Source organism: Cupriavidus sp. 01L45, assembly GCF_056399885.1.
This window is the reverse complement of sequence record NZ_JBFTSG010000055.1, coordinates 22,096-42,344: the sequence shown is the minus strand read 5'-3', so window position 1 is coordinate 42,344 and position 20,249 is coordinate 22,096. Positions and strand designations below refer to the sequence as shown.

14 protein-coding genes are annotated in these 20,249 nt (G+C 67.2%); 3 read left to right on the top strand and 11 right to left on the bottom strand.

All coding sequences use genetic code 11. The annotated features are described in order from the left end of the window. Positions 1-6 precede the first annotated feature (6 nt). The 10 genes from AC1DT6_RS30690 to AC1DT6_RS30645 form a co-directional block, all read right to left on the bottom strand. Complete coding sequence (locus tag AC1DT6_RS30690; RefSeq protein ID WP_428180351.1) at positions 7-879, bottom strand: branched-chain amino acid ABC transporter permease; 873 nt, start codon at positions 877-879, stop codon at positions 7-9. Between the two features lie 1,217 nt (positions 880-2,096). After that, positions 2,097-3,686: an acyl-CoA synthetase gene (locus tag AC1DT6_RS30685; RefSeq protein ID WP_441629604.1), complete on the bottom strand. Its 1,590-nt coding sequence runs from the start codon at positions 3,684-3,686 to the stop codon at positions 2,097-2,099. Between the two features lie 95 nt (positions 3,687-3,781). Beyond that, the gene (locus tag AC1DT6_RS30680) at positions 3,782-4,567 is read right to left on the bottom strand and encodes an enoyl-CoA hydratase/isomerase family protein (protein WP_441629603.1); all 786 of its coding nucleotides are present in this window, start codon (positions 4,565-4,567) and stop codon (positions 3,782-3,784) included. A gap of 63 nt (positions 4,568-4,630) precedes the next feature. Then, complete coding sequence (locus AC1DT6_RS30675; protein ID WP_441629602.1) at positions 4,631-6,631, bottom strand: acetyl/propionyl/methylcrotonyl-CoA carboxylase subunit alpha; 2,001 nt, start codon at positions 6,629-6,631, stop codon at positions 4,631-4,633. 32 nt (positions 6,632-6,663) lie between these two features. Next, complete coding sequence (locus AC1DT6_RS30670) at positions 6,664-7,818, bottom strand: acyl-CoA dehydrogenase family protein (RefSeq protein ID WP_276285953.1); 1,155 nt, start codon at positions 7,816-7,818, stop codon at positions 6,664-6,666. 69 nt (positions 7,819-7,887) lie between these two features. Further along, positions 7,888-9,510, bottom strand: coding sequence for an acyl-CoA carboxylase subunit beta (locus tag AC1DT6_RS30665; RefSeq protein ID WP_276285952.1), 1,623 nt, complete (start codon positions 9,508-9,510; stop codon positions 7,888-7,890). A gap of 151 nt (positions 9,511-9,661) precedes the next feature. Then, positions 9,662-10,564: a phosphatidylglycerol lysyltransferase domain-containing protein gene (locus tag AC1DT6_RS30660; RefSeq protein WP_441629601.1), complete on the bottom strand. Its 903-nt coding sequence runs from the start codon at positions 10,562-10,564 to the stop codon at positions 9,662-9,664. Further along, entirely contained in the window at positions 10,561-11,373 is an 813-nt protein-coding gene (locus AC1DT6_RS30655) for a TIGR03084 family metal-binding protein (RefSeq protein WP_441629600.1), read from the bottom strand. Before AC1DT6_RS30655 ends, AC1DT6_RS30660 begins: the two co-directional genes overlap by 4 nt. Positions 11,374-11,471: 98 nt before the next feature. Further along, positions 11,472-12,242, bottom strand: a complete 771-nt coding sequence (locus AC1DT6_RS30650) for an AraC family transcriptional regulator (protein WP_441629599.1) — start codon at positions 12,240-12,242, stop codon at positions 11,472-11,474. A gap of 248 nt (positions 12,243-12,490) precedes the next feature. Then, the gene (locus AC1DT6_RS30645) at positions 12,491-14,323 is read right to left on the bottom strand and encodes an acyclic terpene utilization AtuA family protein (RefSeq protein WP_441629598.1); all 1,833 of its coding nucleotides are present in this window, start codon (positions 14,321-14,323) and stop codon (positions 12,491-12,493) included. Between the two features lie 285 nt (positions 14,324-14,608). Between AC1DT6_RS30645 and AC1DT6_RS30640 the strand changes: the two genes are divergently transcribed. Next, positions 14,609-16,177: a fatty acid--CoA ligase gene (locus AC1DT6_RS30640; protein ID WP_477115180.1), complete on the top strand. Its 1,569-nt coding sequence runs from the start codon at positions 14,609-14,611 to the stop codon at positions 16,175-16,177. Positions 16,178-16,206: 29 nt separating this feature from the next. Here AC1DT6_RS30640 and AC1DT6_RS30635 read toward each other — a convergent pair whose 3' ends face one another. Beyond that, a complete protein-coding gene (locus tag AC1DT6_RS30635; RefSeq protein ID WP_441629596.1) occupies positions 16,207-17,130 on the bottom strand; it encodes a LysR family transcriptional regulator in 924 nt (307 codons plus the stop codon). 146 nt (positions 17,131-17,276) lie between these two features. Here AC1DT6_RS30635 and AC1DT6_RS30630 point away from each other — a divergent pair, with 146 nt between their 5' ends. Both AC1DT6_RS30630 and AC1DT6_RS30625 read left to right on the top strand, forming a co-directional pair. After that, the gene (locus AC1DT6_RS30630) at positions 17,277-18,293 is read left to right on the top strand and encodes a Bug family tripartite tricarboxylate transporter substrate binding protein (protein ID WP_276285945.1); all 1,017 of its coding nucleotides are present in this window, start codon (positions 17,277-17,279) and stop codon (positions 18,291-18,293) included. Between the two features lie 70 nt (positions 18,294-18,363). Further along, on the top strand, positions 18,364-20,073 hold the full coding sequence (locus tag AC1DT6_RS30625) for an N-acyl-D-amino-acid deacylase family protein (RefSeq protein ID WP_477115179.1): 1,710 nt from the start codon (positions 18,364-18,366) through the stop codon (positions 20,071-20,073). Positions 20,074-20,249 lie beyond the last annotated feature (176 nt).

Genomic DNA, 20,249 nt, shown 5'->3' with positions numbered 1-20,249 from the left:
GCGTTTCTACACCTTTTTACGCAGGTTCTCGCCGAACAGGCCGTTGGGCTTGATCACCAGCATGACCAGCACCACCACATAGGCCGCCACATCCTTGAAGCCTTCCGGCAGGTAGAAGCCCGCCAGCGACTCCACCACCCCAATCACCAGCCCACCCACGATCGCGCCCGGCAGGCTGCCGAAGCCACCAACCACCGCGGCGGGGAATGCCTTGAGGCCGAGCATGCCCATGCTGGCGTGGACAAAGGTGATGGGCGCCAGCAGCAGGCCGGCGATGGCCGCCACCGAAGCCGACAGCCCCCACACCAGCCCATTCAGCCGCCGTACCGGAATGCCCATGTAATAGGCGGCCAGCTGGTTCTGCGAGCTGGCCTGCATGGCCACGCCGATGCGGCTGTAGCGGAACACCAGGTACAGCACCACGCAGAGCGCGGCGGTGACGCCGATGACCGCCACCTGCTCCACGCTGAGCACCAGCCCGCCGGTGCGCCATACCATGCCCTGGTAAGGCACCGGCAGGGTATGCGTGCCGGCGCCGATGCCCGGCACCATGGTGATCAGGCCGCGCATCACGTAGCCCATGCCGATGGTGAGCATCACTACCGTGAACTGCGGCTGGCCGAGGATGGGGCGAATCGCCAGGCGTTCCACCAGCATGCCGAAGCCGGCCATGCCCGCCACCGTCAGCGGCACCGCCAGCAGCAGGGGCAGGCCGAGCATGGTCAGCACCACGCCGGCGAAGGCGCCGAGCATCATGAACTCGCCCTGGGCAAAGTTCACGGTCTCGGTGGCCTTGTAGATCAGCACAAAGCCCAGGGCGATCAGCGCGTAGATGCAGCCCAGCGCGATGCCCGAGATCGTCAATTGCAGGATCTCCAATCTTGTCTCCTGTGCCGGCCGCCCCTTGCCGCGCGCGGTGTGCGGGTGGCCGGGGTCGATCTCGGAATTGGGTGGGTCACGCGCGCCCGATGGCATCGGGCGCGGCACGTGCCGTCTTGCGCTTCGCCGTGTTGCGACTGATGCGACTGGTGCCACCGTAACAAAACTACCGGTGTGGCTCTTGTGTGGACTGGCTGTATATGGATTGGGGATTACCCATGGATAACGCGGCTGGCGCTGTGCGCCAGTTGCGGGCTGGCGGCTTCGCGTTCCCAAGGGGTTTGCCTGGATTCAAAGCGGGCTTGCCAGAAGTCGATGGTTGGTCCTGCCATTGGGTGCTCCTCTTCCTTTTGCGAGATATTCTCTCTGCGAAATTTCCTAGCCGAGTTCAGATGGTTCTGGTCTGGTGGGGCGAATGGGCCTTGTGCTTTGCGGGTTGGTCGTTGGTCGTTGATTCTTTGAGCGGCGTTGGTTTTTGGACCCAAGTGCGTACGACATCCCCCTGCGGGGGACGCCGGTCACTCTTCTTTGCTTCGGCAAAGAAGACTAACGAGAAGAAAGCCGACCCTGCCGGGGGCAGAGCAATCAGGCTATTGGGCGTCGGTGGTTTCGTCGTCAGGCCCAAGGTGCTGGCTGGCGGATCCCACCGGCCCAAAGGACGTCGCTTCTGCATGACCCATGGGTTACGTGGTACAGCCCCTGACCTCGTGTGCGGTGAGCGTTCGACCATCTGCCGTTACCGGTGCGCGCCATCACGACACATCGCCCGTCAATGGTTTCGTGGTGGGGCGGGCGCGGTGGTCACGGTCTTGGGCATATCAATCCGGTGCCACCGCGCCCACGACGGAACCGGTGCGCCTGCAACTTCGTGGCCGGCCACTACGCGAGCGACAGACGGCTTGAAGCAAGTGATGTCTGCTACCGGGGGCCGCACCACGAATCCCGGAAGCTGGCAGGATCGTGGCCAGTCAAGCCGGTACCGGCAGAAGCCCGCCGGCACTCCGGGCCGTACGACGAAATCATTGATATTCGAGAGCCTGATTGTTCTGCTCCCGGCAGGGTCGGCTTTCTTCTCGTTAGTCTTCTTTGCCGAAGCAAAGAAGAGTGACCGGCGTCCCCCGCAGGGGGATGTCGTACGCACTTGGGTCCAAAAACCAACGCCGCACAAAGAATCAGCGAAAGAAGCAGCAGACCCCCCCCACCATGGGCCACCCCCCCTACTCCAATCCCATCTCCCTCAACCGCACCTTCAACACCTTCCCCGTTGGATTACGCGGCAACGCCGCCACCACCCTCAACGCACGCGGCAGCTTGTAGCGCGCCAGCCGCGGCTCCGCGAAGGCCTGCAGTTCATCCAGCGTCAGGCTGGCCCCCGGCTTGAGCGCCGCCACGGCGACCACGTGCTCGCCCCAGCGCGGATCGGGCGCACCGATCACGGCGACTTCCGCAATGGCGGGATGCTCGTACAGCACGCTCTCCACCTCAGCCGGGTAGACGTTCTCGCCGCCGGTGATGACCATGTCCTTGAGGCGGTCGCAGACATAGTAGAAGCCTTCTTCGTCGGCATAGCCAACGTCGCCGGTACGGAACCAGCCGCCTTCGTAGAACGCTGCGGCGCTGGCGTCCGGGCGGTTCCAGTAGCCCTTCATGATATTGCCGCCACGCGCGCAGATCTCGCCGCGCGCGTGGGGTTCGGTCAACAGCCTGCCCTCGAAATCGCGGATGCTGACTTCAGTCAGCATGGCCGGCGTGCCACAGGAGCCGAGCTTGTCCTGCGCGCGCCCGGGGTCCAGGAAGGTGGTCGCGGCGGCGGTCTCGGTCAGCCCGTAGCCCTGGTTGACGGGGATGCCGCGCGCAACGAACAGCCGCAACAACGGCTCGGGCATGGGCGCGCCGCCCACCGAGATGCCCCGCAGGCTGGACAGATCGGCCCGTTCGAAATCCGGGTGCTGGCTGACAAACAGCAGCATGGCGGGCACGGCGAAGCTCACCGTCACGCGATGCTCGGCCACCGCCTGCATCACGCCGGCCGGATCGAAGCTGCGCTGCAGCACAAGGTGGCCGCCCGCCATCAGGATGGGCAAGCTCACGCAGCACATGCCGCCAACGTGAAACAGCGGAGCGAAGTTGAGCGCGACATCGCTGCTGGCGAGGTCGCTCATCATCATCACGTTCAGGTTATTGGCCCAGAAGTTGCCGTGCGTCAGCATGGCGCCCTTGGGATGGCCGGTGGTGCCCGAGGTGTACATCACCGCGGCCACTTCATCGGGGTGGGTGGAAGCCGGCGGCGGTGCGGCGTTGGCCTGCGTCATCAGCGGCACCAGTGCCTCCCAGCCCGGCGCCATGGTGCGCCGCAGGTAGCGCCGGCATTCCAGGCCCGCGCGCACCTCGTCGATCAGGCCGGCATGGTCTTCGTCGGCAAACAGCGTATGCACGCCGGCATCGTTGAGGATATACGCCAGTTCCGGGCCGGTCAGCCGGAAATTGAGCGGCACGAAGATGGCGCCCAGCCAGCCGCAGGCGAACTGCGTCACCAGGAACAGCGGATCGTTCAGGCCGAGGTAGCCCACGCGCTGGCCACGGCCTATGCCGCCGGCCGCCAGCACGGCAGCCATCCGTTCCACGTCCGCCACCAGTCCGGCGTAAGTCCAGGTCCGTCCCGCGCAGGTCAGCGCCGGGCGGTCCGGACTGCGCGCGGCGCGGCGGCGCAGCCATTCCGCCATGCCGGGCGCCAGCATGGCCGCGCTGTCGCTGTTGTCATGGATTGCGCCGGCAAGGGCCGGATGCAAGGACGATGCTGCGTTCATATTCGGCTCCCGTTCCTCAAATACCTGGCAACCGGCGCGCCCTTCCCTGCCCGGCGCCCGGATTACCCGTCGATTTGCCCGATCTGCTTCGCGGTCTACTTCCCCGTCCAGACCGGCTTGCGCTTCTCGTTGAAGGCGGCCAGCCCTTCGCGGGCATCTTCGGTCATGGCCAGCAGCGCGATCTGGCTTTCGGTATAGGCGATGCCCTCCGCGAAGCTCATCGACGCCATCGCCTGCATGGCGTACTTGCCGCGCCGTATCGCAGTGGGCGACTTGTCGGCCACGCGGGCGATCAGCCATTCGGTCCGGGCGTCCAGCTCGCCCGGCGCGGCCAGGTGGTTGACCAGCCCGGCGGCCTTGGCCTCGGCGGCGGAAAACGGCTCGCCGCTGATGCACCATTCGCGCACCAGCCGGGGTGGCGCCAGCGTCTGCAGCAGGCTCAGCACCTGCATCGGGAACACCCCTACCTTGACTTCGGGCAGGCCAAACAGCACGTTGTCGGCGGCCACCGCCATGTCCGTCATGCACAGCAGTCCCATGCCGCCTGCCATGCAGGTGCCGTTGATCCGCGCGATGCTGGGCAGCGTGGCCTGCTGCGCCTCGCGCAGCATGTCGGCGTAGTCCACATTAGGCCGCGACAGGTCGAAGGCAAAGCCCTTGCCCGGTTGCAGGTCGCCACCGGCGCAAAAGGCCTTGTCGCCGGCGCCGGTGAGTACGATGGCGCGGATGGCCGGATCGGCGTGAGCCGCCCGGTAGCCGGCGCGGATGCCATCCACCACTTCCTTGTTGATGGCGTTGCGCTTGTCGGGCCGGTTGATGGTGATCCAGAACGCGGCGCCGCGTTTTTCATGCAGGACGGCTGGGGTTTCCGATTCGCTCATGGTGCTCCGCCGGATAGGCTGTGTCTGTGTTCGGGAAAAGGAGAAGGAAGAGGCAGAGGCGGTTCAAGCGGCTGCCTTCACCGGCTCAGCCGGCGTCGCCGCGAACTCGATCTCCGCGATCACGCGCATGGCCGCGGCCTGGTCGCCGATCTGCACATGCACGGCGCCGACCCGCCCGGCAGCGGGCGCCACGTGGATATGCTCCATCTTCATGGCTTCCAGCGTCACCATGGGCTGGCCGGCTTCGACCTGGTCGCCGGCGGCAACCATGACATTGACCACCCGGCCGTTCATCGAGGCGCGCAGCTTGCCATCGCCGGCGGCTTCGCCGGCCCGCGCGGCCGCCGCCCGCGTATGGTCCTCGACGCGCAGCGGCGCGCCCTGGTATTGCAGCAGCAGCGTGTTGCCGTCGCGATGGAAGTCCGCGCTCTCGACCACGCCGTCGCAGCGGAACCGCACGGCATGCTCGCCCAGCGCAAGGGTCTCGAAGGCGAAACGTGTTTCGCCCATGGCGACTTCAAAGCGATTGCCGCCGCCGAACGCCAGCGTGGCCTGATGCTCCGCCCCGTCGAGCCGGTAGCGCAGGCCGATCGGCAGCGTCGGCGCCAGGCTGGCGGCGGGCGCTCCGGGCTGACGCTCGGGGGAAGTCTCGTACAGCAGCAGCGCGGCCAGCGCGGCCGCACGCCGGCGCAGCGGCGCGTCGGGCCGCAACAGCGCATCCTGGTGCTGGCCGATGAAGGCCGTGGTGGCTTCGCCCGCGGCAAAGGCCGGATGCGCCAGGCAGCGGCCCAGGAATACCTGGTTGGTGGTCACGCCGAGCGCCACCAGGTCTTCCAGTCCGCGGGACAGCTTGCGGCAGGCTTCGTCGCGCGTGCCGCCGTGGCTGACCAGCTTGGCGATCATGGAGTCGTAGTAAGGCGGAATCGCCGCGCCACTGCCCAGCGCATGCTCCACCCGCAAGGCGGCCGGCGCCTGCCACAACGCAATGGCGCCGCTTTGCGGCATGAAGCCCCGGTCGGCGTCTTCGGCGCACAGCCGCACTTCGATGGCGTGGCCGGAGAAGGTGACGTCTTCCTGCGCCAGCGGCAGCGGCTCGCCGGCGGCGATCCGCAATTGCAGCGCCACCAGGTCCAGGCCGGTGATCGCCTCCGTCACGGGATGCTCCACCTGCAGCCGCGTGTTCATTTCCATGAAGTAGTAATTACCGTCGCGGTCCAGCAGGAACTCCAGCGTGCCGGCGCCTTCATAGCCGATCGCCTTGACGGCGGCCACGGCGGTGGCGCCCATGCGGGCCCGCAACTCGGGGCTCACCGCCGGCGATGGCGCTTCCTCGATCAGCTTCTGGTGGCGCCGCTGCACCGAGCAGTCGCGCTCGCCCAGGTGGATGGCGTTGCCATAACGGTCGGCCAGGATCTGGATCTCGATATGGCGTGGTTCGATCACGGCCCGCTCCAGAATCACCTCCGGATCGCCGAAGGCGCCCTGCGCCTCCGAGCGCGCGCTACGCAGCAGTTCGGGGAACGACCGCGCATCGGGCACCAGCCGCATGCCGCGCCCGCCTCCGCCCGCCGTGGCCTTGATCATCACCGGAAAGCCGATGCGTCCGGCTTCGGCGCACAGGCGCGCTTCATCCTGGTCTTCGCCCTGGTAGCCGGGGATGCAGGGCACGCCGGCCGCCATCATCAGGCGCTTGGCGCCGGCCTTGTTGCCCATCGCCACGATGGACTCGGCGGACGGGCCGATAAACACCAGCCCCGCCTCGCGGCAGGCCCGCGCGAAGGCGGCGTTCTCGGCCAGGAAGCCGTAGCCGGGATGCACCGCATCGGCGCCGCAACGCCTGGCGGCCTCGATGATGGCGTCGATGCGCAGGTAGGATTGCGCCGGCTGCGCCTCGCCGATATGCACCGCCTGGCCGGCCTCGTGGACATGCCGCGCATCGGCGTCGGCGCTGGAGTAGACCGCCACCGTGCGGTAGCCCAGCGCGGTGGCGCTGCGCATCACGCGCAGGGCGATTTCGCCGCGATTGGCGATCAGGATCTTGTGGAATGGCGTGGGCTGCTTCATGGTGGCCTGTTCTGGTCTTTAGCTTTGAACGCTTACTTCGCCTGGGGAAACGTCCCCATGAACTTGCACAGGATCTGCATCATGACCTCGTCGGCGCCGCCGCCGATGGAGGTGAGCCGCCCGTCCCGGAAGATGCGCGAGATCGGGCTTTCCAGCACATAGCCCATGCCGCCCCAGAACTGCAGGCAGCGATCCGCTACCTCGCGCGACAGCCGGCCCGCCTTGAGCTTGGCCATGGTGGCCAGGCGCGTGGCATCCTCGCCCCGCACCATCATCTCCACGGCGCGCCAGCACAGCGCGTGCAGCGCTTCCACCTCGGTCTGCAGTTCGGCCAGGGTGTAGTGCACCCACTGGTTGTCCAGGATGGAGCGGCCAAAGGCCTTGCGCTCGCGGGTGTACTCGATGGTGAGGTCGATGGCCTTGGCGCACCGGCTGCATGAGCTCAGGGCACCCCACAGCCGCTCCACCTGGAACTGCTCCATCTGGTAGGTAAAGCCCATGCCTTCCTGGCCGATGCGGTAGCGCTGCGGCACGCGCACATCGTCGAAGTAAAGCTGCGCGGTATCGGACGAGTCCATGCCGATCTTGCGGATCTTCTTGGCCACCGAGACGCCCCGGGTCTTCATTGGCACCACGATCAGCGTCTTGTTGCGGTGCGGGGCCCCGTCCGACGTATTGGCCAGCACGCAGCAGAAATCCGCCTGGGTGCCGTTGGTGGTCCACATCTTGCCGCCGTTGATGATATAGTCGTCGCCGTCGCGCCGCGCCGTGGTCTTGATCGAGGCCACGTCGGAGCCGCTGCCCACCTCCGAGACGCCCAGGCAGGCCACGTACTCGCCGCGGATCGCGGGTGCCAGGAATTCGCGGCGCAACTCCGCGCTGCCGTGGTGGGCCAGGGCCGGCGTGGCCATGTCGGTCTGCACGCCGATGGCCATCGGCACGCCGCCGCAGTTGATATCGGACAGCGTCTCAGCCAGCACCGCGCTGTAGGAGTAATCGAGGCCCATGCCGCCATCCTCCTCCGGCTTGGACAGGCCCAGCAGGCCAAGCTCGCCCATCTTGCGGAAGACTTCATGCGCCGGGAAGATCTCGGCCTCTTCCCAGGCATCCACGTACGGATTGATCTGCTCGGCGATAAAGCGCTTGATGGTGGCGCGCAGCGCCTCGTGTTCGGGGGTGAGTTGCATGTCTCGGGTCTCCGTTCTCTGTTCTCTGTGTTCTTGTCTTATGTTCCGGATGGGGCCGTGGCCTTCAGGTCAGGGCCGCGCCACGGCGAATTGCATGGGTTGCGGTGTCCTGGCGTCGCCCTCGCGGCAGACGGCCAGCACATTGGCCAGCACCGCACGCGTATTGCGCGGGTCGATCACGCCATCGTCCAGCACATGGGCGCTGGTGACGAACACGCTCATCTGGCGGTCGAAGCGCTCCACGATGCCCTTCTGCAACGCCTCAAGCTGGTCGGAGTCAGCCTCCCCGCCTTTGCGCTTCATGGCGGCCTCCGTGACGATGGCCATGGTGCGGGCCGCCTGTTCGCCGCCCATCACCGCGGTCTTGGCATTGGGCCAGGAGAAGCAGAAGCGCGGATGGAAGCCCCGCCCGCACATGCCATAGTTGCCCGCGCCGAACGAGGCGCCGCAGTAGATGGTGATCTGCGGCACGGTGGCGTTGCTCACCGCCTGGATCATCTTGGAGCCGTGCTTGATCATGCCGGCTTCCTCGTAGCTGCGGCCCACCATGAAGCCGGTGGTGTTGTTCAGGTAGAGGATGGGCGTGCGCGACTGGCAGCAGGCCTGGATAAAGTGGGTGGCCTTGGTCGCGCCGGCGGGATCGATGGGGCCGTTGTTGGTGATGATGCCCAGCGGCCAGCCTTCGATCTTGATATGGCCGCACACGGTGGCGCCGCCATAGTTCTCGCCGAATTCAAGGAAGTCGGAATCGTCCGCAATGCGCGCGATCACCTCCTTCATGTCGACGGGGCGCTTGTGGTCCATCGGCATCACGCCGAGCAGTTCCTCGGCGTCGTAGCGCGGCGGCTTGAACGCGCGCGGCGCGGCGGCGGGCTGGTCGCGGTTCCAGTCGATCTTGCCCAGGATCTCGCGCGCAATCCGCAGCGCATCGCGATCGTCTTCGGCCAGGTAGTCGCCCAGGCCGGAAACCGAGGTATGCATCACCGCGCCGCCCAGCTCCTCCTCGGTGGCTACCTCGCCGGTGGCCGCCATCAGCAGCGGCGGCCCGGCCAGGAACGCGCGCGAACGGCCCCGCACCATGATGATGTAGTCCGACAAACCGGTCTGGTAGGCCCCGCCGGCGGTGGAGGAGCCATGCGTCACGGTCACCACCGGCAGGCCGGCCGCCGACAGGCGCGCCAGATTGCGGAACAGGTTGCCGCCGCGCACGAAATCCTCGACCTTGTAGGTCATCAGGTTGGCGCCGGCGCTCTCTACCAGTTGCACGTACGGCAGCTTGTTTTCGAGCGCGAGTTCTTGCGCGCGCAGTTGCTTGTCCAGCCCCTTGGGCTGCAAGGCGCCGGCGTTGATGCCGGCGTCCGAGGCGCTGATCATGCAGCGCAGGCCCGATACAAAGCCGATGCCGGCGATCAGGCCGCCGCCGGGTACGCTCTTGTCCAGGTCGGGGTTGTCCAGCCCCAGCCCGGCCAGCGACGACAGTTCGATGAACGGTGCGCCCGGGTCAAGCAGCAGCGCCAGGCGCTCGCGCGGCAGCAACTGCCCGCGCTTCTCGAAGCGCGCGCGCGATGCGGCTGACGTATTGGCGGCACGCTGTTCGAAGGCGCGGATACGTTCCAGCAGGGCTAGCATGCCGGCGCGGTTGGCCTGGAATGCTTCGCTGCCGGCGGAGAGTCTGGATTCGATATTTGCCATGTGGGTTTCACGTTGCTCGAGGCGGCAGTGCGCCGGTGTGAAGTCATGGTAGGGGTGGGAGGCGGTACGGTCTTGCGAGAACTGGCTGTGCTGCTTCGGGCCTTTGGGGGTGCGGTTTCAGAACCAGCGCAAACCGGCCAGCGGCCGCCATTCAGTCCGCGCGCAGCCGCACCCGGTACTTCGGCAGCAAGGCGCCGGGCGCATACGAAAGCTTGGTCTGCCGGAAGTTTTCCAACCCCAAGTCCTGCTCGAAATTCAGCCATGCCACCGGGCGGGCGAAGGCCGTGCAGAAATGGTGGAACATGTACTGGTAGATGCCCTTGAAAGCCACCAGGCCCTTGGCAAAGCGCATGGCGAAGACCGCCGGGCGGATCTCCTGCGCCAGCAAGAAGCCCACCGGTTGCCCGGCCACTTCGTACAAGAAGCCTTCCAGCCCCAGCGCACCGGCGTGCAGCAAAGCCTCGCCGCACGGCGCGTCATCGGCCTCGCCCTGGGCCTTGTGCCTGGCGTGCATCCATCCTTCGTGCACGGAGAGGGCTTTCCGGGCGAGTCCGGCGTGGTAGGGCCGCGCGGTGACGGCATGCGCGGCCAGCAGTTGCTTCATGAGGTTGCGCTTCTTGGCCAGGGTGGTACCGCGATAGCCCGCAAAGTTGGCGGCCGGATAGAGATAGTCGGCGTCGGCACGCGCTTCGTTCCCGGTGAAGACGGCGGGATCGAGGCGCGCCATCTGGGCCGAGGAAAGCGGATAGAAACAATGGTGCTCGCAAAGCAGCGCCTGCAGGACGTGGCGCGGCGCCGTGGCGAGATCGAACAGCGGCAGCGCGTGGCGCGCGCCGTCATAGGTCAGGCCGCTGATATGCGGATAGCGGCCGCCAAAGTACCGGTAGGCGTGGGCTTGCCGGAACAGATACAGGTTGGCGAAGGCGTGTTCGGACAGGCAGGTTTCGGCCGGGTCCACGCTGAGGGCACGCAGGGCCGAATCGATCCCGGCGGCCAGTGCCAGCGTGAGCGGTTCGCCGGCCGCCACGCACTGCGGTAGTGCGAACCCGTTCACTCCGCGGGCGCCGTGCGCAATACACGCGTGCCGGCGGCCGGTCCGGTGGCGGGTGGCCCCGCGAAGCACTGTGCCTGCGCCAGCCATCGTTGCGCCGGGCCCGGGCTGTACCGCAGCCGGGTGTCGTCCAGGTGGCGGCGCTGAGTGACCAGCAGGCAGAAATCCTCCGCGCTGCCGCGTACGAAATTGTCCGGCTGGGGTTCGTTCCAGGTCCATTGCCCGCCATCGGGCGCGCTGAGTTCCACGTACGGCGCCGGCCCCGGCACCGGCTCGCCGCGATTGACGAAGGTCCACCCATAGGTGGTGGCGCCGATATGCGCGATATGCTTCAGGCGGGCCGTGGGCGCGCGCGCCCGGCCCGCCGTGTCCCAGACATCCTGGCCATGCGCCCAGGTCTCCATCAGCCGCGCAGTGGCAAAGCTGCGTGCGCTCATGGGCGGCCCGTACCAGGGCAGGCGCGCTTTGGGATCGAGCGCGGCAAGGGTCTGCACCAGCCGCTCGTACACGGGCTGCCAATACGCCAGAAGTGCCGGCCCGTCGAGGTGGCCGTAGACTTCCCGCGCCACAGCGCTGATATGCCCGCCCGCCGCCATCAGCGTGTTGAGCGCCTGCGCGTCACGCAGGAAGGCTTCCGGATCGGTGGCGGACTGCAGCGCGGTCTGGTCGAAATAGCACAGGTGGGCAATCTCGTCCCACGCGCTCCAGTCATGGAAGGCGCTGGGCTGGCGCCATTGCGCGGGGCTGAGCGAGGCGGCAAGCGCGTGCAACTCGTTGTATTCGGCCAGCAGGTCCTGGCAGGTCTCTTTCATGGGGTGGTATCCCGCTGCCCTTGACGGGCTGATTGTCGTTGGCCGCCATTGTGACGCAAGGCGCCCCGGCGATCTTGCGCCAACTGGTCGCCGCCGGCCTACAGCGGGCGGCAGGCTGTCAGCGGCGGCAGCCCATGCAGCGCCAGCTTGCGCGAACCGGCAAAGATGTCCCGCGGCTTGAGGCCGTAGACACGGCGGATGGAATGGCTGAAATGGGTGGAATCCGGATAGCCCGTATCCAGCGCGACTTCCGCCAGGTTGGCCTCCTGCGTGACGTAGTGCAGCAGGCTGCGGGCGCGTTTCCAGGTACGGAAGGTGCGGAACGGCGTACCGACTTCCTCCTTGAACAGGTGCAGGAAACGCGAGAACGACAGGTTGGCATCGCGCGCATGATCGGTGGCCGCGCTGCGGCTCCCCGGATCGCTCTTGATTTGCCGCACCGCCGCATCGATACGGGGGTCGAGTGCGCGCGGCGGCAGCGGCTCCCCCAGCAACAGCGTATCCAGCAGGCGGGGATCCAGTTCCGGCCGGTGCATGCCGCGCAACTGGGCGATCAGGTCGCGCGCATGCTGGGCCAGGCGGGGCGCGGCCAGCGCGCCGCCGGGGCCGCGCAGCAGCGCGGGCAAGCCTGACATATCGACGGTCTCGGGCTCGATCAGGAAGCCGCAGAGAGTGCGGCTGTCCGACGCGATGCGGTGCGGCACATAGGGCGGCACGAATGCAATTTCGGCCGTCTCCCACCCACCCTGCGCAACGCTCAGGCGAAACGGCGCGTCCAGCGCCACATACAGCAGGATGGCGCCGATGGAGCGCACCGACGGCGCGCCAAGCAGGCCGACGTAGAGCACGCGGTCGGGGTCGATCCACATGAAACTTCCGCTCGGCCGGTCGCAGGACCGGGCCGGGGTATCCCGCTTGCATTCCAAGACTGGCGGCATCTGGTCTCACTGTTCGCGGCGCCGCGAGTGACTGACGGCTGGCACCTGGTTCGGCAAGAAGGCGCGGGCTCCGGCAGCCGCACCGCGGCTTCCCGCACCTCCAGCATCATGCCAGCGAAGCCGGCCGAACAGCGCTCCGATGGGGTTTATCCCGATGCCCGCATGGCCCGCGGACTGGCTCATGCTCCCAGTGCCCTGGCCAGCCCGGGCGGGACCCGCACCGGCATCGCCAGCAAGACCTGCCCCATCCCCTTGCCCAGCGGGTCGTTGCGCAGCGAGGCCATGCCGCCCCCGCCGAGCGCCTGCTCGCAGAGGAAGTTGAAGGCGCCGATGCCGGGCAGGAAATAGCGCGTCACCCTGCCCTTCACGTTATGGGCGAGGAACGCGGCCACCGCGGCCTCGCTGAGTTGCCCCGCGATCAGCGGCAGATAGGCGGCATCGCGCGCGATGATGCCGATGTTGGAGAAATCGCCCTTGTCGCCGCTGCGGCCATAGGCCAGCCTGATCAACGGGACTTCGACCCAGTCTCCGCCGGGCTCCGCCGGGGCGAACGCGGAGGATGCGGTGGCAGCCCCGTTTCCGGAGGCCGGGCTGGCCTGGGCTTCGTCTCCGGGGACGAACGCCGCCGGCAACGGCAGCGGCTGTTCGTCCAGCCAGACGGCGGGCCGGACCATCGTCTTTGGCACCAGGAAGGGAAACTGCTTGATGGCCAGGCTGACGGAAGGCCGCCCGCCCACCCCGGTGGTGCCGGGCGACCACGACGTGCCAGCCGGCGCGATCTCGCGGGCGAACAGTTCCAGCGCGCGCTTGTCCGGGTGGGCCACCGCCAGCCACATCACGGCCTCGAACAACGGCGGCTGCGGCACGTGCGGGCCAAAGGACGCGGCGGTGCCCAGCACGTCCAGCCGGGTCTCGGTGAAGTCCGGCAGCCCGGCCCGGGCCAGCAAGGCGCGGCTGCGCTCCAGGAAAGCCTCGCCGCTGCGCCGCGCCTTGCGCACGGCGTCGAAGCCGACGATGGTCAGTTGCGCCGAACAGCGGTAGCCGTCCGCATATGTGGCCGACACCTTGTAGCTGGCGGTAGGCGCGCGGCCCCTGGCGCCTTGCACCTCCACCAGGTCCGGGCCGGCCTGGCGCAGCGTGACGCCCGTGAAGTCGCAGATCACGTCGGGCAACAGGTAGGCGGCCGGATCGCCGATCTCGTACAGCATCTGCTCGCCGACCGTGGCGGGATTCACCAACCCTCCGGTGCCGGGCGGCTTGCCGACCAGGAAGGTGCCGTCGGAACGGCAGGTCACCACCGGATAACCGATGTTGGCCCAGTCCGGCACCTGCTCCCAGTCGGTGTGCAGGCCGCCGGTGGCCTGGCAGCCGCACTCGATGATGTGTCCAGCCAGGCTGCCCGCCGCCATCAGGTCGTACGCCCCCGGCTCCCAGCCGAACTCATGCATCAGCACGCCGAGCGTCACCGCGCTGTCCACGCAGCGCCCCGTGATCACGATATCGGCGCCGGCATCCAGCGCGGCCCGGATCGGCACGGCGCCCAGGTAGGCGTTGGCGGTCAGGATGCGCGCGGGCATGGCGGCGCCGGTCTGCATATCCCGCACGCCGGACTCCCGCAGCGCATCCAGCTGCGGCAGGAGGTCGTCGCCATCGACCACGGCCACCCGCACCGGCACGCCCAGTTCCTCGGCCAGCTTGCGCACCGCTGCCGCGCACGCGCGCGGGTTCACGCCGCCGGCATTGCCGACGATACGGATGCCCTGCGCGAGGGCAGGCTTGAGTACAGCGCGCAAGGCGCCGGTGACGAAGTCCAGCGCATAGCCGGCTTCCGGGTTCTTCAGCCGCGCGGCGGCCAGCAGCGACATGGTGAGTTCGGCCAGATAGTCGAACACCAGGTAATCGACCTCGCCCTTCTCCACCAACTGCACCGGTCCGATCCCGCTGTCGCCCCAGAAGCCCGAGGCGCCGCCGATACTTACGGTTTCCTTGCCCTGCCGATTTTGCTTGTTCATGGACGTGCTTTCCTCTTCCTTCCGCTAGCGATTGGCGTGTCGCCGATGCGTCGGCCTGTCATGTCGCATCGACCCTCGCCGGCACGATAGCCAGACGCTGCCGGCACGTCTTGCGTCAATTGGCTCCTGCCTGGCGGGCAACGCACGGCGCTCACCCCGCCGGATTCATATATGCACAGTGCTAATCGTTATTTCCAGAAAAGCGGCGCGGACTTTATATTCGACGGTTTTCGCCGGTCGGCGTGGCCGCTGGCGTCTCCTCATCCTCGCTGCCGGAGCATTGCCTTGAGTCACGTCCTTACGCTGGGCGACACCCTTTCCTGGCCCGCGCGCTACCTGCCGCGCAAGACCGCGCTGGTTGCCGGCATGGGCGCCAGCCGCCGCACCTGGACCTATGCCGAACTGGACGCGGAGGTGAACCGCCACGCCCACGCCCTGCTGTCGATCGGCGTCGGCCGCGGCGATGTGGTCGCGGCCTTCCTCTACAACACGCCGGCCTTCGTTTTCAGCATGCTGGCGGCGGCCCGGGTGGGCGCGATCTTCAACCCGGTCAACTACCGGCTGGCGGCGCAGGAACTGGCGTTCATCCTGGAAGACGGCAAGGCCAAAGCCCTGCTGTTCGAGCGGGAAGGTGCGGAGGTGGTGGAAAAAGCGGCCGGGCTGGCGCCCGGCACGACGCGCTGGATCTATGCCGATCCCGAACCCGCGCCGGCCTTCGCCACGCATCACCTGGACACGCTTGCCACAGGCCAGCCGCATGAGGCGCCGGGGATTGCCGTCGGGGAGAACGATCCCTGCATCCTGATGTACACCAGCGGCACCACCGGCCGGCCCAAGGGGGTTCTGCACACCCACCGCAGCAAGCTCGCACACAACGCGATGATGCATCAGGCGATGACGCTCTCCCGCGAGGACGTCGGCCTGTCGATCGCCCCGCTCAACCACACGGCGGAACTGCACACCAGCTTCCTGCCGCGCCTGCACCTGGGCGCCACGCAGGTGCTGCAGCGGCGCTTCGATGCGGGCGAAGCCTGGCAATTGGTGGAAGCGGAAAAAGTCACGCACTTTTTCGCCGCGCCGACGATGGTCGGCATGATGCTCAACCACCCGGAGGCCCACACGCGCGATTTGTCGTCGCTGCGGCTGGTCGAGTATGGCGGCGCATCGATGGCGCCGCACCTGATCCGCGAGTGGGACCGTACCGTCGGCGCCGGGCTGGTGCAGGTCTACGGCACCACCGAGATGGGACCCTGCATGTCGGTGCTGTATCCGCACGAGCAACTCAGCCACGCCGGCTCGGCCGGCCTGCCCTCGCTCAACCATGATCTGGTGGTAGCGGCCTTGCGCGAAGACGGCGCGCCTACCGATCCGGCCGAGCGTTGCGCGCCCGGCGAAGTCGGCGAGATCCTGGTGCGCGGGCCGTGCATGATGGCCGGCTACCTGAACCGTCCGGACGCCAACGCGCGCGCACTTGCTCACGGCTGGTACCACACCGGCGACCTCGGCAGCCTGGATGAAGACGGCTACCTGTGGGTGCGCGACCGTATCGACTACATGATCAACTCAGGGGCCGAGAATGTGTATCCGCGCGAGGTGGAGGATGCGCTGATCGAGCATCCGGCCGTGCTGGAAGTCGCCGTCATCGGCGAGGCCGACGCCACCTGGGGGCAGTTGGTCTGCGCCTACGTGGTGGCCAAGGCGGGGGCGCAAGCCAGCGCGGAAGTGCTCGACGGTTTCCTGGTGCACGGGGACCGGCTGGCCGCCTATAAGCGGYCGCGCCGGTATTACTTTGTGGATGCGCTGCCCAAGACCACGAGCGGGAAGATCCAGAAACACTTGCTGCGGGTGAAATGAAGATGGCGGGCCGCGGGCCCGCCACCTGTTTATCTCGCCGCCCCCGCGCCCACAGCCGCTTCGATCATGCCGATCAGCAGTTCCGCCGCGCCGGACAGGCTTCGGCCTCCCGGATAGACCAGCATCAGGGGCAGTGGCGCGGGAGACAGATAGTCCAGCGCCAGCGGCAGCAGGCTGCCTGCCGCCAACTCCGCGTGGACGGCCTCGTGCGTCGCGAACAGGACGGTATCGGTAGACATCGCCACTTCGCACAGCACCTCGACGTTGTCGCACTCCAGCCGCACTGGCAGCGCTTCGGGTCCATCCAGCCTGAATAGCGCCGCCACTTCCTCACGGGCGCGGGGCGGCAGCTTGGTCGTCGCCAGTCCGTATCCGGCCATCCTGCCCCGTATCTCATCGCCCGCCAGCGCGGCCAGGGGGTGGCCAGGATTGACGAAGAAGCCCATGCGCTGAGCCCGCAACGCGCGCACCTGGAAATCAGCCGGCGGCGGCAGGCTGTGCGTTACCGCGACCACGAAGTCGAGTTCGTCGCGCTGCAGCTTTTCCAGCAAGCGGCGCCAGCTCTCCGTCTCTACCCGTACCGAAAGCCCGGGATACTCGCGCGCCAGGCGGGTCAGCACCGGGCCCAGGAAAGCCGCCGCGGGGAACGAGCCCACGCCAAATTCAATAACGCCGCTTTCAAAGCCGCGCATGCGCTCGGCCTCGCGCTGCAGGGCGCGAAGGTCGCCGAGCATGCGCTGTGAGCGCGCCAGTACCATGCGGCCCGATTCGGTGGGCAGCAACCCGCTGGCGGCGCGGTCCACCAGCTGCAGGCCGAGGGTTTCTTCCAGCGTCTGGATGCTGCGCGTCAGCGCTGGCTGCGTCAGGTTCAGCCGGCGCGCCGCCCGCGAAAAACTCCGTTCTTCCACCAGCACGGCAAAGTGCTCCAGGCGTCGCAGGCTAAGCATATGCATTTAATTTATCGAAACGGCGATAAATATGCATTTGATTTGGCGGCAACGCAATACCTATACTCAGCACGCAGACCGGCCAGGGCGTCACTCGCGCCAACATCCAGAGCACAACGGCTGCGCCATCCAGACATGGAGAAGGAGACAAAATGAACCGCCCCAATCCCAGGCGACGCGCCCTGTCGCGCCTGTCAATCCCGGCGCTCGCCATCGCCGCGGGCATGCTGGGCAGCCCGATCGCAAGGGCGGCCGCAGCGACTGACTGGCCGCAGCCCGGCAAGCCCGTGCGCGTGGTCGTGCCATTTACTGCGGGCTCCGGCGGCGACGCCCTGCTGCGACTGATCGCCAAGCGTGCCTCGGAGCAGTCGGGCGCCAATATCATCATCGACAACAAGCCCGGTGCCGGCACCTTCATCGGCGCGCAGGATGTGGCGCGGGCCCCGGCGGACGGGCACACCCTGCTCTACACCATCGTCGTCACGCATACGCAGAATCCGCACCTGTACAGCAAGCTCCCGTACGACCCGTTCAAGGACTTCACCCCCGTGGTCCAGCTGGTGCGATCCGCTACCGTGCTGGTGGCCAACCGCAACGCGCCGTTTGGCAATGTGCGTGAGCTGGTCGCCTACGCGAAGCAGCATCCCGGCGAACTGAACTTCGCCTCGTACAGCCTCGGTTCCACCTCGCATCTGAATGGCGAGATCCTGCAGCAGCGCGCTGGCATCCAGATGGTCCACGTGCCATACAAGGGCACGGCCGACGCCACCCGCGCGGTGCTGGCCGGCGACGTGCAGGTCTACTTCGACGGCACCGCCACCGCCGTGGAGAACGCCCGCGCCGGCAAGGTCAAGCTGCTTGGCGTGGCCGCCGACAAGCGCCTGGCGGTGCTGCCCGAGCTGCCCACCATGGCGGAGCAAGGCGTGGAGGGACTCGACATCGTCGGCTGGCAAGGCCTGTTCGGCCCAGGCAACCTGCCCGCGCCAGTCGCGCAGAAGATCGCCGATACGTTCCGCGCCGCGGCGCAGGCGCCGGATATCGCCGAGATGATCCGCGCGCAGGGCAACGATCTCAGCGGCGCCGGGCCGGACGCCTTCAGGAAGATCGTTGCGCAGGACTACGACCGCTGGGGCGCGGTGATCAAACGGATCGGCTTGAAGCTCGATTAGCCGGCCATCCGCGCCCGTCCCCGGGGCCGCAATTTACTGCACTCTCATCAAGACAGAAGGAACAGATTCCATGCATGACTTAGTCATCCGCAGCGGCACCATCRTCGACGGCACCGGCCGCGAGAGCTTTCAGGGCGACCTCGCGATCGACGGCGGCATGATCAGCCAGGTTGGCGGCAAGGCGGGCTCCGCGCGGCGCGAGCTGGACGCAGCAGGCGCTCTCGTCACGCCCGGCTGGATTGACATCCACACGCACTACGACGGGCAAGCCACCTGGGATCCCTACCTTTCTCCGTCCACCGGCCACGGCGTCACCACGGCCGTGATGGGCAACTGCGGGGTCGGCTTCGCGCCGGTGCGCCCCGCCGACCGCGCCTGGCTGATCAAGGTCATGGAGGGCGTCGAAGATATTCCCGGTTCGGTGCTGTCCGAGGGCATCCAGTGGGACTGGGAGACCTTCCCGGAATATCTCGATGCGCTGGACCGTCGCCCCAAGGCGCTGGATATCGGCGCCCAGATTCCGCATGCCGCGCTGCGCGCCTACGTGATGGGCGATCGCGGCATTGATCACGACGAAGCCACGCCCGACGATCTCGACCAGATGTGCGAACTGGTACGCCAGGGCATGGACGCTGGCGCGTTGGGTTTCTCCACCTCGCGGACCTTCCTGCATAAGTACGATGAACGCAAGTACCCGCCCGGCACCTTCGTCACCGGAGAAGAAATCACCCGGCTCGGCCGCGTGCTGGGCGAGGCCGGGCACGGGGTCTTCCAGATGACGGCCAATCACGTGTCGATGGATAACGAGCTGCCCTGGCTGGAACGGCTGGCGCGCCACACTGGCCTGCCGGTGCTGTTCAACCTGCAGCAGACTGATCCGGCTCCGGACCTGTGGCGCGACCTGATGACCACGCTCGACCGCGCGCATGCCGAGGGGGTGCCATTGTATGGGGGCATCAGCGGCCGGCCGTTGGGCCTGCTGTTCTCCTGGCAAAGCAGCCTGCATCCCTTTATCGCCAGCCCGGCCTTTATCGAGCTCGCCGCCCTGTCCTTCGAGGCGCGCATTGCCCGCTTGCGCGACCCTGCGGTGCGTGCACGCATCCTGTCCGAGCCGCGCGCACGCATGGACCGCGGCATCGAATCCATGTTCGCCAACTACCCGCGCATTTTTCCGCTGGGCGAATCGCCGGACTACGAACCGGCGCCCGAGAAGAGCGTCGCCGCCATCGCCGCCAGCCGCGGCCAGGAGCCGCTTGCCATCATCTATGACCTGATGCTGGCCAACGACGGCAAGGCCATCCTCTACTACCCCAGCTTCAACTACTCCTACGGCACGCTCTCCCACCTGCACGAGATGCTTCAGCATCCGGCCACCGTCAACAGCCTGTCCGATGGTGGCGCGCATTGCGGCTATATCTGCGATGTCAGCATGCCAACCTTCATGCTGACCCACTGGGCCCGCGAGCGCAGCCGGGGCCCGCGGCTCGCGCTCGAAGCCATGGTCAAGCGCCAGTCTGCCGACACCGCGCGGCTTTACGGGATGACCGATCGCGGCACGCTGCTGCCCGGCATGAAGGCGGATGTGAACGTTATCGACTACGCGCGCCTGCGCCTGCATGCGCCGCGTATGGCTTTCGACCTGCCGGCCGGCGGGCGGCGGCTGGTGCAGGAAGCCGATGGCTATGTCGCTACGGTGGTGGCGGGCGTGCCGATTTTTGAGAACAAGGTGGCGACGGGGGCGTTGCCGGGGCGGCTGCTGCGGGGGCGGTGCGAGAGATGAGTCCATGCCGTCAGTCGCGGCGAAGATGACCAGATCGCCGGATTGATCTTGATTTGCTTCGTCATGCTATTTGCGTTCTGGCGGCTTCCCTTGTTCTGTAAATTTTCTGAATAAAATCAATTTTTTATAGCGATAACTTGATGTTTTACATTCTATCTGTCGGCCCTTCCGGCTTG